This is a genomic window from Candidatus Poribacteria bacterium, assembly GCA_021162805.1.
In the GTDB taxonomy this organism is placed as follows: domain Bacteria; phylum Poribacteria; class WGA-4E; order B28-G17; family B28-G17; genus JAGGXZ01.
Genome location: JAGGXZ010000072.1, coordinates 1 through 15,865, shown reverse-complemented (window position 1 = coordinate 15,865; position 15,865 = coordinate 1). Strand labels below are relative to the sequence as shown.

Genomic DNA, 15,865 nt, shown 5'->3' with positions numbered 1-15,865 from the left:
CCATCGGTGCCATAGGCGGTTTCAGGTAATCAGGCGTTGGGGCTCGATCGGGTAGATCCGCAGGTGCGGGGATGGTCAGGGTCACATCTGCTTGATTTGTCTTAAGCCAATACCCTTCCCATGGCTCCAGATCATCCCCGCTCGTAACGGCCTGATATCCATCTGATACCGGTATCCCCGCCTGTCCCTGCCTATACGCCTCCTCCTTCGTGACGATCCTCCACCTGTATAGAGTCCCTTCCACTATCCCATCGTTAACTGCATTATTAAACAGCTTTCCGTTTATCTTCAGATCGGATACCTTGACGGGCTTGATGAAGGGGTTTCCTATCGCATGCCATCCGGGGGATTGAAGCGTGATGGTCACATCTCCCTGGTTCATCGCCCCTCCGACATCAACCTCCACATCCTTGGTTAGCCTAGTGAAATACCCATGGCCTGTCTGCAGGGCGACCTCCCCGATGTCATAGGGATAGACCTTATATCCTCCGCTTTGGGTGTCGTATTGGAACATCTGGAACGGATCGATATCATCACCGAGGTTGACGAATGGTTCAGCTCGTTGAGGTGTTATGGGGACGGAGAAGAACTTCCAACCAGAAGTTCCTCTTTCCCATTCTGTTGCCATGTATTCGGCTTTCTGCACGTCCAGTCGGAAGTATCTGGAGCGTTCGCCTTGATTGGTATATTGATATGCCACCACGTAGCCGATCTCGCCAGTGACGGAGTCTGTAGGCGCCTGGGTTGGATCGAGGGTGATGACGTTTGATACGTTCCCCTGTTGGTCGAACTCCACCAGGCGTAGAACCTGATATTGACGTGTCGTCTTGGTGAGCCTAACGGACGGCTGGTATTCGAGCGTGACGGTGGCCCCCTGTTTGGCGTTATCGACGACGAAGAACCAGTGATAGGCTAGCCTCCCGTCTGCGGGGCGGATGTCCCGATCGAACTCGTTCTTGCTCCTGTCAAGGAAGGACAGCCGTATTTGGGAGGTCAGCGTGGGAACGGCCCTCACATCCTTCTCATCCTCGCCGTCGGTAGCTCCGTATTCAACTCCGGCTATGTTGTTGGAATCGGTTGTGACCCCATCGGTGACCCTCCAGTTGAGAGACCATGTTGGCTCAAAGGGGGCGTCGGTTGTTCGGAAGGTCCATATGAAGGTGCTGTCCAGGGGATTTCCCGCAAGGTCATGGACACCTTTCTCGTCCACCACCCCGTCTCCGTCCGTGTCGACGTCCGTCTTTATCTCGACGCGGTAGAAACCGTTGGGCTTGAACGGAGTGACGGGAACGAACACGGCCTTGCGGAGCGCCGGGCTATATGAGACATAGCCGGCCACCTTCTTACCTCCATCCAGCAGGTCTGCGACGTAGAAGGTTCGGTCGTCGAAATCGGTAGCTCTCATGTCGTCGGTGAAGGTGACGCTGAGCTCCCCGTGGTAGATCCTCTGGCTATCTCTTGCCTGATAGTCGGGGAGGGTGCACAAGACGGAGGGTTTGGCCTCATCCACCATGAAGGTGACGAACGGCGGGTCGATATCTGTGTTGGGGTTGGGTGTGGCCTTGTCCGTGGCAACGGCTCTCAGGGCATACTCTCCCACGCCCAGATTCCGTATCTGATCCTCTGACCATTTGAAAGTGAACTCTCTCCTGGGAGGTCTTCTGTCGAGCCTGTCGAACACTGTGACGTTGGGGTTATCCCCTCCATCCTCCCATTTCATTCCTGAAAGGTTATGCCATGGCTCCCATACCCCGTCGGGTCGCTTGGATCGGATCTGCAGTTGTATCTTGGCGATGTCCATATCTTCGGAGACGACTTTGATCTCAAACGGATTATCTGATGGGAAGAAGACGGGGCTTATGCGTTCGCCGTCATATGGCGCTATCACGACCGCCCTGGGGGCCCGCAGATCGGCGAACTTCGGGTAGAGCGTGATCGATCGGTTGATGTGTTGGTCTTGCTCCTCCTCTGCTATGATTCTGAGGGTATACTGTTTTTCTCCTGTGTTATCCTTGTCGGCCTCAGGCGGATAGACGGAGACGTTGACATATGCGACCGGGTTTTGCTTGGTGAGTTTCACCCTGTAGGGGGCCATATCTCCGTTGAACCTGATCGTGGGGTTATCCTCCTCGCCGTCGTTAAGCTGTTCATACATGAGAAAGTCGATAGACCCTTCGTTTTCCAGAGATCTATATCCTGTGTATTTGAGTTTAACCTTGTAATGGGCGCCCTCGTGATAATCGAACGGACCTGTCGTATCCTCGGCGAGTTCCATAGTGAAGTCCACAGCTTTGTTGGTACCCGCCTCCCACGGATCGGAAGTATAGCTTCCCGGATCTTGGAAGAAGATAGGCGTGCCCCATCTCGGGTCCACCCCTACCCTCACGGCTATGTTATCACCGACATCGTCATCCTGCAGCACGAAACCGACCCTCTGCTCCGTCTCTTTCCCGCCCTCCCAGCTTCGGGTGAGAGTGTGGGAATCCGCCAGCTCTACCGCGGCACCCTGCTTGAACTCGATCGTCACACCGGCCCCGAACATCTTAAAGCCGGTGCTGAAATTAGACTCGTTGCTTATCGAAGTGGAGGAGGTGATCGTCGTGCTTATGGAGTAACTGCTCAGATCGCCCACATAGATCTTGCGCGAATACTCAAAGGAAGGACCGGCGCTGAAGACCAAAAATTCCATGTTATCCTTATCCAATCCGTAATCCTTGGCGAAATCGTCGAACGTCTTCCTCTTGGTCTCGTCAGGATCGTGCAGATAGGGCACGTAGTCCCTGTCCCAGATGTAGGCCAGGTTGTTCTCCAGAAGGTTCTTCCAAGTGTCGTAAGCGCTCTGCAATCTCTTCTTCTCCTCCTGTCTGTCCGGATCATCCCCTATCTCGTTTATCGTGCTCTGAAGATCATCCATTATCTGCTTTATATCTTTGATCGTGTAGATATACTGGTTGTTGACCTCCAGTATGTCGTATGTCTCGACCTCTTCGGTCGAAAGCTCCCACTTCTTCCCGTTCCATTTAATCCCCATGAAATATTTCGTCTGAAGCCCCAAAGTCCATCCTTCACCGAAGTAGATATCCCCTCTTCCCGCGCCTAATAGATCCGGCAATGTATCGCCTGAGGGCGTCTCCAGACGGCGGTTAGGTGAAACCTCATATTGCACGAAGTAGCCCATCCCCGGGATCGTGTCGCCGCTGATGGCTTTCCAAGCGGTTATACCAAACTTGGCCAGCTTGAGCACATAGGCAAGGGGGCCTTTGACGACGAAGATCGACCCGGTGGCGGCGTTAAGCAGCGCTCCTACGATGAACTTACTCCCCACACTGTCCGGCTCCTCGTAGCTCAGCAGCCCTTTATCCTCCATATCCTTGGAACTGGTCGAATCGGGCGATTTGTCGAAATCGAACCCTTCCACCGTCCGCTCCTCGCTCCAAGGGGAGGGATAGACAGGTATCTCCTTGTCGCCTATCTTTACCTTCATATCGGTGATTATCCCCTTGACCGTCAAGGTATCGTCCAGGTAGGAGTAGCTCTCATCACCAGGTGGGTCATGTAAGACGGTATAGTTGACGATAGGTACCGAGATGATCTTAGCAGCCCCGCCTTTGGGAACTATTCCAAGCACGGTCACCTCTTTGGTCACCTTGTCGCTGTCCTCATACCCTTCCGCCTCCGCCCAGAAAGTGACAGTCTTCGGCGCTGCCAATGGAGGATCGTCGTCCGTCTGCTTGGGCAACCCAGCTACGATCGTGTACTCGGTCTTCCCTTGATCTTCCTCCTCCTTGTAATCGGTCACTACCTTTATACTCTGCTCCTCAGCCTCATCCGGCGTCATCATGCTGACGTTATCCCTCACGTGAAGGATGAAGTTTTTAACTGGATGGCCGTTTGCCGTGGCCTCGATGGTGTAGGTATGAGAGCGAGGTTTGGGCGGGTAGTAATACATATAACCTTCAGGGTTATCGTCCTTGGACAGCCCGAAAAGCTCCAGGAACTTCTCGCTTTCAACGTCGAACAGTTTCGGGTCAGGGGAGATCGTAAGCTCGATCTTAACCGGTATGATCATGGTGACCTCGCCATCCTTCCCTGTCAGATCCACCTCTTTGCTTTCCGGTTTGGCCCCTTTGATAGTTACGGTATACTTGCCGGGATTGAGCTTGAGTTTAAGCGTTCCCAGGTCATCTCCCTCCTGGATGACCTGTTCGTCGTCCACCTCACCGTTATCGCCGCTGACTGTGACCTTGATCGGATCACCAGCGTTGGAGAAGTTGTCGGGATATTTGGCTATCGGGTTTTCGCCGGAGTCCTGGACGATCACCGTCAATTCCCTTGTCGTATAATCGACGAAATCCACGTCGGTTCGTGCACCCTCGATGGTTATCAATCCTGAGCTGGAATCATATCCGGGCGTATCCTCCTTGATACGTATATCATGTCCTTCCAGCTTGGCGAGCATATAGTATTTCCCGGCGAACAGAGGTAGGCTGTAGTTGGTTCCGGTAGCGGTAAGCGATTTTGTACTTGGAACGGATTCAATGGCGCTGGTGGAGCCCACCGGTTGAGCTATCACCTCTACGCCTCTCACTAATACATCCTGGCCGTTTTTCTGAATGCTATAAACTATGCGGCCGCCAACGGGGAAGACGCTCAGATCGACGAAATCCACCGCTAACTGGTTTGGGCCGTTGAGGGTGAGTTCAGTGGTCTGAACCGCCTTCTTGAATTCGTGAGCGTTATCTCCCTCCCCTTTGGATGCTCGGATCTCGTATATGCCGAGGGGCAGATGATTGAACTCATAATATCCCTTTTCATCCGTCTTAGTCTGTAGCCATCCGTCACTGGTCGTGTAAACCTTATCGTCAGCCTCAGCGGCCCGCGCAAGAGCATTTTTATCGACATGGGTCGACTTCAGGGTCAGTTGAACGTCCTTAACCGGTGTTCTCAGGTCAGCCGCTCGCACATATCCGGCTATCTTTCCATCGACCACGGTAACCGACGTTATGGCCATCGTGCTCCATTTGCCCGACTCGGCCAGCACCTTAAGACCGACATCGTAGGTGCCGGCTTTGGGGAACTCGTAAACGGGGTTCCATATGCCGGTTACGGCTATAGGGTGTCCATCCGGGGAGATGGAACAGTTGTTCATGGTTCCGTTGTTCTTGCCGGTGTGATCTTTGATCGTATCGCCCTCCACATCTTCGCTCTCGAACCTCATGTAGAGAACCAATCCATCTTCAGTACCGATCAGCTCTCTCCCCATATCCTCCCTGATCTGCTCCGCCGTCCTCACCACCTTCCAGATCATCACCTCATCTATGTTGCCCCTGAACGCCTGCTCTATCTCGAATTCTCCTCCCAATGTGTCCTGGTCCTGCCCGATCACCAGGGTTCCTCCTCCCTCTATCGTATCGCCTTGAGCGATGGTCTGGGTGTATACCAGAGCGCCGTCCTTGTAGAACTTCATCTCTCCCGTGCTGCTCTCCCATGTCATGGCTATGTAGTGCCATTTACCGTCGTTGGCCGATATGTTGATCTTGCCGCTACCTACCCCGGCAACCCGGACGTCGAAGTTGGTGTAGTTGTATATGCCAAGCTCATTAGCATCGCTTGCCGATGCGTAGGAGATAGGCGTTCCGGGGTTCTGCTTGTCAGAGCTCTTCATCCAGAACTCTATGGTCACGGCGTCGGAGGGGAAATCCCCGCTTACCCCGTTGACGATGACATAGCTGTCGGCAGTTCCGTTCAATTGGAGAGATTCGTTGCTCTCGTCCGAGAAGAACCAGACCCAATCCGTTATTTTACCGACATCCTCTGCCTCGACGAAATCGGGATGGTTTCCTCTGAACTGTATGGGGGTGTAATCGCCTCCTTTGATTCCACCTCTGTAAGGACCGCCCGGCATGGCGGTGGGCATGCCGGCTTCGACTGTCACATCCACGAACTCCGTCTTCTCCATCACCAACCCTTCGGATGTTGTCACTCTGACGGTGAAGGCTGCTTTGTGAGTCCCATCCTCGCTCCATGTGTATTCCGCCTCCCCACGGCTGGTTGTGTCTATGGGATCGCCAGGCGTCCAGACTATATTTCTGACCTTGTGGATGTTGTTCTCCCCCCCCGTCCTCGCCCCGATGCCGAACTTGTTGTGGTGGTCGGGATCGTTCATCTTATTCAGGTAAGCATCCCCCACGTCATACTCCAGTTTCAGCTTGTGATCCAGGTAGACCTGGAATTTCCCCTTGTAGAAGACTATCCTGAATGGGCGCCATTGACTGTTATCTATTGGTATAGGTTGATCGGCGGTCGCTTTTATCTGGCCGTTATCCAAGAACTGGATCTGATCGTTCCACTCGTCGAAGGCTATAGTGTATTGGTCTACGGCAGAGTCCTCCGATGTGGGTGTATCGGTCGCCCAGAAGTAGATGTAGACGGAGTCTGCGCCCGTTCCTCCTCCCGCCCAGAACTCACCCATGACGCTGAAGTTATCGCTGAGGGGCATTTTGACGTATTCGATCTGTCCGCTCTGCGAATTTTTAGCTTCCGTCAGTCTGATGTAATCGCCCTCGCTGACGGCGTCGCCCTCGAGCTGAGGCTCGGGGATGTAACTGTTCACACGCCACTGATATTCTATAGCAGCCCCGGAATAGCTGTTGACGAGAGCACCTTTGAGTTTTACCGGGGTGTTCGCCCTCCCGGTGTACGGACCGCCCGGCTCCACCTTGGGGGTATCGTATATGGTCAGGTTGAAGGTTTTCTCTTGAGACTCGATCCCGTAGTTGGTGACCGCCTTACATCTGATCTGGGCGTTAGGGGTGGGCGAGTCCCATGTGTACGAGACCACCTCGCCGGGGCTCTGTTCCAGTTCGATCGTGTCCCAGTTGTTATCCAGATCCCACAGGAATTTCTCGATCTTTTCGCTTGAGTCGTCGTTATGTGTTTCGCCCTGAGCCATCAGACGAACCGGTTGCCCTACTACCCCCACGTATTTATCCTCATACCAGGACACGTCGCCCCTGTCGATGGCGTCTTGTGGTGGAGTGTCGCTGACGGTGGGACGGTTCCAGACGTAAACGGGGATATACATCAGCTCCGATATTATCGTCTCCCTCGTCTTAGGGCTCGTCGATTTCTTGTAAATCACCTTACAGTATATCCTGCGGTTGCCCGTCTGGTTGAAGGTGAAATCCATCTCAGGCTTATCTCCACGCTTGGGGAAATCGTCGGTGATGGACGGCTCAGCCTCGGTCGCTGATTGCTCCTTCCACTGGTACTCACGAACGGAATACCCTGAGGGAACAGGATCATCCGCGCTTATGGTGAAACGGACCGACTCGTTCAGCGGGACATTCACCTTGCCGTTGGACCCCTTCTCGGGGGAGACGTGGTGGAGCTCGGGAGGGGATTGCTGTTTCACGATGAGGTAGACGTAAACCTGGTCGATATCTATCTCCGCATCGTCATCGCCCGGCGCAGGCCCAGCCCCATCAGGCGCCCGTATCTCCACATGAAACTCATAAGCGTTGCCGCCGTTTGGATCGCCGACGTGATAGTGGTAATCGTCAGGGTATACATCCGGCGTTGTCACGCTTTTAGTCTTACACTCCCCATCGCCCGCCGGTGCGAAACTTCCCCAATAATCGAATTTCCCCTCTTGGAAGTTCCAACAGAAAAGTTCCGGCGGAAGATCTTCGAGATCCCTATCCTCATCCGAATCCGCGTAATCCGTCCTATCATGTATCACTTTGACGCGGATCTGCTCGATAAGCCTGTGATCGTATAGTTCGCTCGGTATCTTGAAGATATATTTGACATTAGCACCGACAAGTCGAATACCCGGCTCGTTGGGCAAATCACCGCATTCCCAATCGCCGCCGTCCTCCCAGAAATAGTTATAATCCTGTCCTCTAGCCGTCATTTTGTATTCGTTATTCCCCACATATTGGTAGTCGGTTATAACTGTGTTTCGCCTGTGAAAGGTCCCGGCGGACGCTTGATCAAGCGGTATCAACATTACCGAAGTAAACGCCAAAATTAGAAACAGATACCTATGAGCCTTATAGATCCCGATCATCCCTCTCCTCCATTAAGGTATGCTTCAGATCTCATAAAAACCCATTCGGGGAGACAAGCAAAATGTATGCCTGGGGGGATAAAGGACAATGAGGGGGAAGGCGATCTCTCCGATGGCTGCCGGTGTTCTAATTGAGTGCTAATAGAATGCTAATATCGTGCTAAAAGTGCTAATAGGTTCTCAAGGCAGGCGATACCGGGCCCAACGGCGTTCCCCCTCCCGCTTCAGCAGACCATACTTGTGAAGTTTCTTCAACAGATAAGACGCCTGATGCAGATCGATTGAAAGGAGATCCCGGCACTCGGAGTTGCTGATGCTGCCGTGTTCTCTAACATAAGCCAATATCCTCTCTTCGTAGGTCATTCCATCATTCGCCGGATAGCCGCTGGAACGTTTAATTACCAGCTCTTCGATTCTCTCCGAAGAGGGAGGCTTCACCTCATAGGTAGAGTTAGAAGGGATAAGCCGAAGATGCCATGGTAAAATGATTGACCCGCCGCTTTTTATCAAGGCGTGTTCTATAATGTTCTTTAACTCACGGACGTTTCCCGGAAAATCATACTCCATCAAAACCTCCAGGGCCTCCTGACTTATAGCGGGCTCCTTCACGCCCATTTCGGCGGCGAACATATTGAGGAAGTGATCGACCAGAAGGGGGATATCCTCCTTACGTTCACGCAGTGGGGGTACTACCACAGTGAACCCCGCCAGCCGGAAGTAGAGGTCTTTTCTGAACGTTCCTTCCGCTATTTTAGCCTCCAGATCCTGGTTCGTGGCGGCTATTATCCTGACATCGACCTTTTTCTCACGGGTGCTCCCGACAGGCATGATCGTTCCGGTTTCGATAGCCCTCAGGATCTTGGGCTGTAGCTCAAGCGGCATATCGCCTATCTCATCCAGAAAGAGTGTGCCACCGTCAGCCAGTTCAAAATATCCCTTCTTGCTCGAGCTTGCCCCTGTGAAGGCTCCCTTCACATGGCCGAAAAAGGACGATTCGGCGAGTTCCCGCGGTATGGCCGAGCAGTTAACGGTGATGAACGGTTTATCGGCCCGCGTCCCACCGAAATGAATCGCCCGGGCTATCAGCTCCTTGCCCGTCCCGCTTTCACCCGTAATGAGCACGTTTGTCCTTCCCACGTTCTGGAGTTTACGAACGTCATCCAGGATTCTGGCGATGGTTTTGCTTTTACCGATGAAGCTTTCTATCCCCCACCGTTTGGCCTCCTGATGGGAGATAAGGGAGAGGTGTGCTTCTGCCTGATCGCGCTCTATTTCCGCCTGCTTACGCCTGGCGATCTCCTGCTGTAGTCTCTGATTTGCACGCTTCAGCTCCATCGCCTGTCGTTCCAGTTCTCTGTTTCTCTGTGCCAGCATCTCCGTCAACAGTTTAATCTCCAGATGTGTCTTGACGCGAAGGAGCACCTCTTCCTTCTCGAACGGTTTCGTTATGTAATCCACGCCGCCCGCTCGAAACCCCTCCAAGATTCCCTCTTTATCATCTCTCACGGTCACGAATATCACGGGGATATGTCGCGTGATCTCATTCCGCTTCAGCCGACGACATACCTCGTAGCCGTCCATTCCAGGCATCAACACATCCAGAAGAATGAGATCCGGCAAAGCGCCCGTTGCTATTTTCAAAGCGGTTTCTCCGTTTGAGGCCCCCAGGATGTTATACCCTTCCGGCTCAAGGGCGTCCCGCAGAACCTTCAGATTAGCTGGAAGATCGTCAACGATAAGGATCTGTGGATTACCCATGTTGAATACCCCCTAGGATCTCCAAGACTCCCGCCATATCGAAGTTTTGGCTCAACTCTCGAAGTCTCTCCGCCAATTGAGTCTCGGCCTCGCCGATCTGCTCAACCTGGCGAAGAATTCTCTCCAGCTCGGTCACCCGACCGTATTCGGCCGCTTCCCTCAAACGCTCGAGAAGGTCTTTAGGAAGTTTTATCTCCGACGGATTAACCGATGGAACATCGAGCTCCTCAGTTTCATACTGGATTTGCAAGAGCCGTGCCATGCTCCCGTAGATCTGCTCATCGCGGAAGGGCTTGGCGATGAAGTCATCAAACCCAACCTCCAGATATCTTCGCCTCTCATGGGAAAGGGCGGAGGCCGAGACGGCCACCATCTTGGGAGGGTTGTGCTCACACTCCAGGATTCGCCGCGCAAGCTCAATTCCATCCATGACGGGCATCCGTACATCCACGAACAGAATATCCGGCCGGTGTGAACGCACATATTCCAGCGCTTCTCGCCCGTCCTCGGCCGTTATCACGGAGACACCGATATCGGATAACATCCGGGATAAGATCTCACGGCTTTCCCTGTCATCGTCTACAACCAGCGCCTTTACATGATAGCCTCCCGCTAGATGTATAACCCTTCTCCTCGGTGTCCTTGGCCGAGCTGTGGCAACCCGCCTGAGGGAAAGCTCGAAGAAGAAACGGGATCCCTCCCCCTGTGTCGACTCAACTGACAGTTTACCGCCCATCAGTTCCACGTATTTTTTGGCGATCGTCAACCCCAGTCCCGTCCCTCCACTTTTAATCCCACCTGTCCCTTGGGTAAAGGGCTCGAATATCCTATTTTGTTCCTCGGGCGGGATACCTATCCCTGTGTCGATGACCTCAAACATGAAATAGGTAGGTTTCTCACTGATCCGCAGTGTTACCCCTCCCGTTTCCGTAAACTTCACGGCGTTAGATAACAGGTTGATCAGGATCTGTCGGAGTTTACCCTCATCGCCGTGAACTATGAGATGAGAAGGCGGATATCCGCTTCCCCTCCACTCCACCTGCCACGTCAGATTTTTCTGTTCGCAGCGAAGTTGAAACATCACGGATAGCCCTTCGATGAGGCGGACGAGATCGAAATCGGTCTCCTGAAGTTCCAACCGTCCGGCCTCGATCTTAGAGATGTCAAGGATATCGTTGATCAACGCCAGCAGATGATTTCCGCTCTCCTCAATGGTTTCGACGGCAGCTCGATGGCGAGGATGCAGATCGGGTTCATGTTTAAGTAGTTGAGCATATCCTAAAATCGCGTTCAGCGGGGTTCGGATCTCATGGCTCATGTTCGCCAGAAAGATGCTCTTGGCCCGATTGGCCATCTCAGCCTCCTCCTTGGCCTTTTGAAGCTGGGCGTTCTTCCGACGTTCCTGCTCGAGCAGTTGAACGCGCAATCTCCGGGATTCCCTCCGCTGGGCGTAGTAACGTAAGCCAAGGAGAACTGTCACCGTTAGCAAAGCCGCTATAGCGCATCCGGAAGGCAGGAGAACCCATCCTCTGAGATACCATGGAGGGATAACTTTCAAGGTAATCCGCGCCGGATCGGAATAGTTAAGGTCCCGATCTATCGCCTGTACCTCGAACAGATAGGTGCCCGCCTTCTTAGGCGTCCATTCAAAGCGTGTTTCCCCCGATGGATGTGAATAGGGAGGGCGGGCCGATGAATCCGCCCTATAGATCCGCCAGCGATATAGCCGTTTTTCAAGCGGGGTGTTAAAGTCGATGGAGTGATACTCGATGGTCACCCGCCTTCCCGCCGTAATAGGGGGAACCGATGTCAGGTCGGTGTATATCCGATCGGACCGCACGGAGACGATGCGAACGAATGGCGGGGAGAGGTCGCGATGGTAACATGTAAGGCCGTTGTTCGTCCCGATCCATATAATTCCCCTGCTATCCTCATAGATGGCATAAACCGTATTGCTTATCAACCCATCCCTCGTGTCCAGCGACGTCCATGTCGTGCCGTCATATACGGAAACACCACCTGAGTCCGTTCCGACCCATATCCTACCCTCAGAATCCCTATAAAGGGTCGAAACGTAGTTGTCCGCCAGCCCATCCTCAATCGTGATGCTGAGAAATCGATCCCCATCGTAAAGTGATATTCCATCTGACGTTCCAAACCATAGCGTCCCATCTGGTCCACGACAGATGGCATTAACCATGTTGCTCAATAACCCATCCTCAACCGTTATGTTATCGATCTTCCGACCGTCATATCGGAACACCCCGCCCTCGCTGGTTCCGAACCAGGCGATGTTGTTATCGACGTAGATCGCTTTAACGTGTGTATCCAAAAGTCCTTTCTCCTTCGTCAAAGTTTGAAACGAGAGTTTATCGATATCTAATCGTGAAACCCCGCGTGTTCTCATTCCAATCCACAACGTTCCATCCGCGGAGCCGCTGATGACGTTGACGTGGTTATAGGCCAATCCATCTTTCTCATCAAACACCTTGAATCGTTTGCCGTCGTATCTGATTACCCCGCCTCCGTTTGTTCCGAACCAGAGCGATCCGTCGGGAGCTCGATATATGGCTTGGACTGACTCGTTGGGCAATCCGTTGCGCGTGGTATAGTTGATGAAGGTTTTACCGTTATATCGGGAAACGCCGCCGCTCGTCCCGATCCATAGGTTTCCTCTCTCATCCTCGGTGATTGAAAGCACCCTGTTATGTGGTAGACCGTCCTGAGTTGTGAAGTTTATGAACGTGTGTCCATCATATTTGGATACCCCGCCTCGATAGGTTCCAAACCACAGCACGCCGCTGGCATCTCGATAGATAGCCTTCACCTGGTCATATGATAGTCCGTCATGAGTTGTGAATGTGATGAATCCCCGACCATCGTATCGGGAAAGGCCCCGGTTTGTACCGAACCATAATGCCCCTTCACCATCCTCGGCGATCGCCATTATGTTGTTATCCGCGAGTCCATCGCGGGTCGTGAGGTTAAGAAACCTTTCGCCGTCATATCGCGAGACGCCACCGCTTGTCCCGATCCATAGGATGCCCCTTGTATCCTGATAGATCGCCGTTATCACGTTATTCGCCAGCCCATCACGCTCGGTGAAGGTGACAAATCGTTTGCCGTCGTAACGTGATAATCCGTTGGATGTCCCGAGCCAGATTACTCCATCGTGATCGCAGTAGATCGCCCGTATCTGGTTGTTCGCCAGCCCATCCTTGGTGGTGAAGTTGATAAACCTCTTGCCGTCATAGAGTGAGACGCCCTTTTTCGTTCCGATCCAAACTCTGCCGTCTAAGTCCCCACAGATCGCCCTGACATCATCGGATATCAAGCCATCCTTCTTTGAGAAACAGATGAAGTTCCTGCCATCATATCGGTAAAGGCCGCCACCGTGAGTTCCAAACCATAAGATACCGCTATCATCACGGTAGATGGAGGTTATCCAATTCGATCTCAGGCCATCCTCTCTCGTAAAATTGACGAATTTTCTGCCATCATATCGCGAGATGCCGTTTTCGGTTCCAAACCATAGGTTTCCCATCCTATCGCTTTGGATGGCGTAGACCTTATTGCTTGCCAGCCCATCGAGATATGTGTAGCTTCGCCAAGTTCCCTTTTTAAAAGGCGCGAATTGAAAATTGATACCGGAGAGCCTTTTGCCGATCTTGACCTTCACAATCCCATCACCGGATGGTGAAACGTAATATTGATATCCTTTACCCGTATAGCATCTCACTTGATACTCTCCCGGCCTCAGATCGACGAAGCTATACCGCCCGTTCTCATCGCTCAGCGTGGAGGCTACGACATCGGGCTTGGACTTCGCATCTCCCGATATCCGTACCGCCTGTACCGTTATTCCCTCCAGGGGAGTTCCATCATATGCCGATACCATACCCGATATGCTCACAGCGGTGGAGAGCTTAAGGACGATGGCTCGATGTTCCTTCGGCCCGATTCGAACCCCCAGCTTCCAGGTCCCCTTCTGTCCCCATACCGCCGTTAAATCATAGGGCCCTCCATCCGGATAGAAGGCCATCCAATACCTACCCCTCTCGTCGCTGCTCGCCTCGGCGATCACTTCGCCCCTCCGTTCGAGCCGAACCTCGGCCTTATCAAGGGGGAAACCGTTCTCGCCCACCACCTCTCCTGAAACTACACCGGGCAGAGACAGATCCTCCGGAGATGGAAGTTCTGTTTCAACGCAGCGAGCCCCTCCCTTCAACACGCCATCATACCCATTCGGCGATAGATCACGGGCATCTCCACTGTCGAAATCCCACAAACCCACCAACCCCTCCTCATCTCCCCTCAACTTCCGGAACATATCCAACCGTATCTCCTCCCCACTGCGGGCCACACCCCAAACCCTTACCTCATCGATCTGACCCTTGAAATACTCATTGGCCGACCACAGCGGCCTGCCTATGTAGTTGTGTTCGTCATTCCCTATGCGGGAGAAGCTTCCCCTGTATCTGTGTTCCCCGACCATCACCCCGTTGAGGTATAGTTTCATCCCTCCTCCCCCTGAGACAGCCGCAATATGATACCACTGACCTATTCTCAGAATCTTGGGCACCTTGATGAGACTTAGCTTCAGATTGTCGTAGATGTAATATTGAAGATCCGGGTTATAAAGGCTATTATTTATCGCCATTGCCTGCCATTTTTCCCCGTTTCCGAATCCGAGGGGCTGTGAGAAATATCCGAACCTCTCCCACCTGACCCATGCTTCCACGGTAGCCTGGGAGAGGTGTCTGAAGATGCCGGAGGGCAATTGGACGTAATCATCCTCGCCGTCCAATTGAAGCACGAGATTTCGCGTTTCAGCGGGAGATAAGTCCTGAAAGGCGAGACAAAATATGAATCCCATTAGGAAAAGCGCACAAAACCTCCGCATGATGCTGCCCAGTCCCACATCTATTGAATCTCAGCGCCTTGTCACACCGTGTTGGGGATCTTCACGATAAAATTTTATCAGCTTCTGCGGATGAAATCAAATGCTCCCTTCCCCGAAGGTGTATGAGGAACCGGGATATATTTACCTCCTGATACCGTCGAGAAATATAGTCTTGATCGCCTCAAAGCTTTGACTGTCTCCGGAGACAAGCTGCGGGGAGATTATCCTGGCGAAAGCGATTCCCCTGACCATGGAGGAAAGAGCGAACGAGGAAATCCTGGGATCAAGATCCGGCTTGAACACCCCTTTCTCTTGTCCTCTCCTGATGCATCGCTCGATAAGCTCTATCGATCTGTTGATCGGTCTGAAGATCTTCTCTCTGACGAGGGGCATGCGGTTTCCATGGAACCTATCGGCCGGTGGTTTGAACTTCTCAGGGGTCATATGCCGGATGAGCCTTTCGTGGGATTTGGCGAATTTGAAATTAAGGGCTATGATCTGGGATATCGCCTCCACCGGATCATCCACCTCCGCTTCCACCTCTTCGAGCTTTGAAACCATCTCGATGAGTTTCCTCTCCATCGTCGAGAGGAACAGGTCGAGCTTATCCTTGAAGTAGAGGTAGATCGTTCCTTTCGCCACGCCCGCCTTCTGCGCTATCTCGTCAACGGTGGCCAAATGAAACCCCTTTTCGCTGAAGATCTCCTCGGCGGCGTCGAGTATGATATCCCTCTTTTCACTCCTGCGAGGCATCTCAACCTCCTGTAAGTGACTGACTGGTCAGTATTATAACATTGCGGCTTGGGTATGTCAAGAATAACGTCCGTCGTAACTGGGAGGAGAAAACGGTGTGGCCAAACGCCTGTCCGCCAACGGTCAGACAGCAGGTAAGGCTCCATGCCCCTTAGGGCAGGAGTTTAAGGAAGGACCTCAAGGAAAATAAGCGATACCGAGGCTGGCAACCGCTCTGGTAACATATTATGGAAATCCTCGGATGGCGCTATAGTTCACTTAATGATCGTCATTTTTCCTATAGCCATGAAAGAGCCTGCCCTCAGAACATAATAGTATACCCCACTTGCCACGCGATTGCCATCCATGTCTCGCCCATCCCAATACCCACTCCTCAACTT

4 protein-coding genes are annotated in these 15,865 nt (G+C 52.8%); all 4 read right to left on the bottom strand.

Going from position 1 to position 15,865, the window contains the following annotated elements; all coding sequences use genetic code 11:
- Nucleotides 1-8,071 (bottom strand): Ig-like domain-containing protein (locus J7M22_05905; protein MCD6506141.1); only part of this gene is annotated, 8,071 nt, incomplete at its 3' end.
- A gap of 180 nt (nucleotides 8,072-8,251) precedes the next feature.
- Nucleotides 8,252-9,829, bottom strand: coding sequence for a sigma-54-dependent Fis family transcriptional regulator (locus J7M22_05900; protein MCD6506140.1), 1,578 nt, complete (start codon nucleotides 9,827-9,829; stop codon nucleotides 8,252-8,254).
- Nucleotides 9,822-14,705, bottom strand: coding sequence for a response regulator (locus J7M22_05895; GenBank protein MCD6506139.1), 4,884 nt, complete (start codon nucleotides 14,703-14,705; stop codon nucleotides 9,822-9,824). Before J7M22_05895 ends, J7M22_05900 begins: the two co-directional genes overlap by 8 nt.
- Before the next feature lie 168 nt (nucleotides 14,706-14,873).
- The gene (locus J7M22_05890) at nucleotides 14,874-15,485 is read right to left on the bottom strand and encodes a TetR/AcrR family transcriptional regulator (protein ID MCD6506138.1); all 612 of its coding nucleotides are present in this window, start codon (nucleotides 15,483-15,485) and stop codon (nucleotides 14,874-14,876) included.
- Between the last annotated feature and the right edge of the window lie 380 nt (nucleotides 15,486-15,865).

What these genes read in the sequence shown, in the direction of transcription:
- J7M22_05895 (MCD6506139.1), bottom strand. Translation starts at nt 14,705, where the DNA reads ATGGGATTCATATTTTGTCTCGCCTTTCAGGACTTATCTCCCGCTGAA.
- J7M22_05890 (MCD6506138.1), bottom strand. Translation starts at nt 15,485, where the DNA reads ATGCCTCGCAGGAGTGAAAAGAGGGATATCATACTCGACGCCGCCGAG.
- J7M22_05900 (MCD6506140.1), bottom strand. Translation starts at nt 9,829, where the DNA reads ATGGGTAATCCACAGATCCTTATCGTTGACGATCTTCCAGCTAATCTG.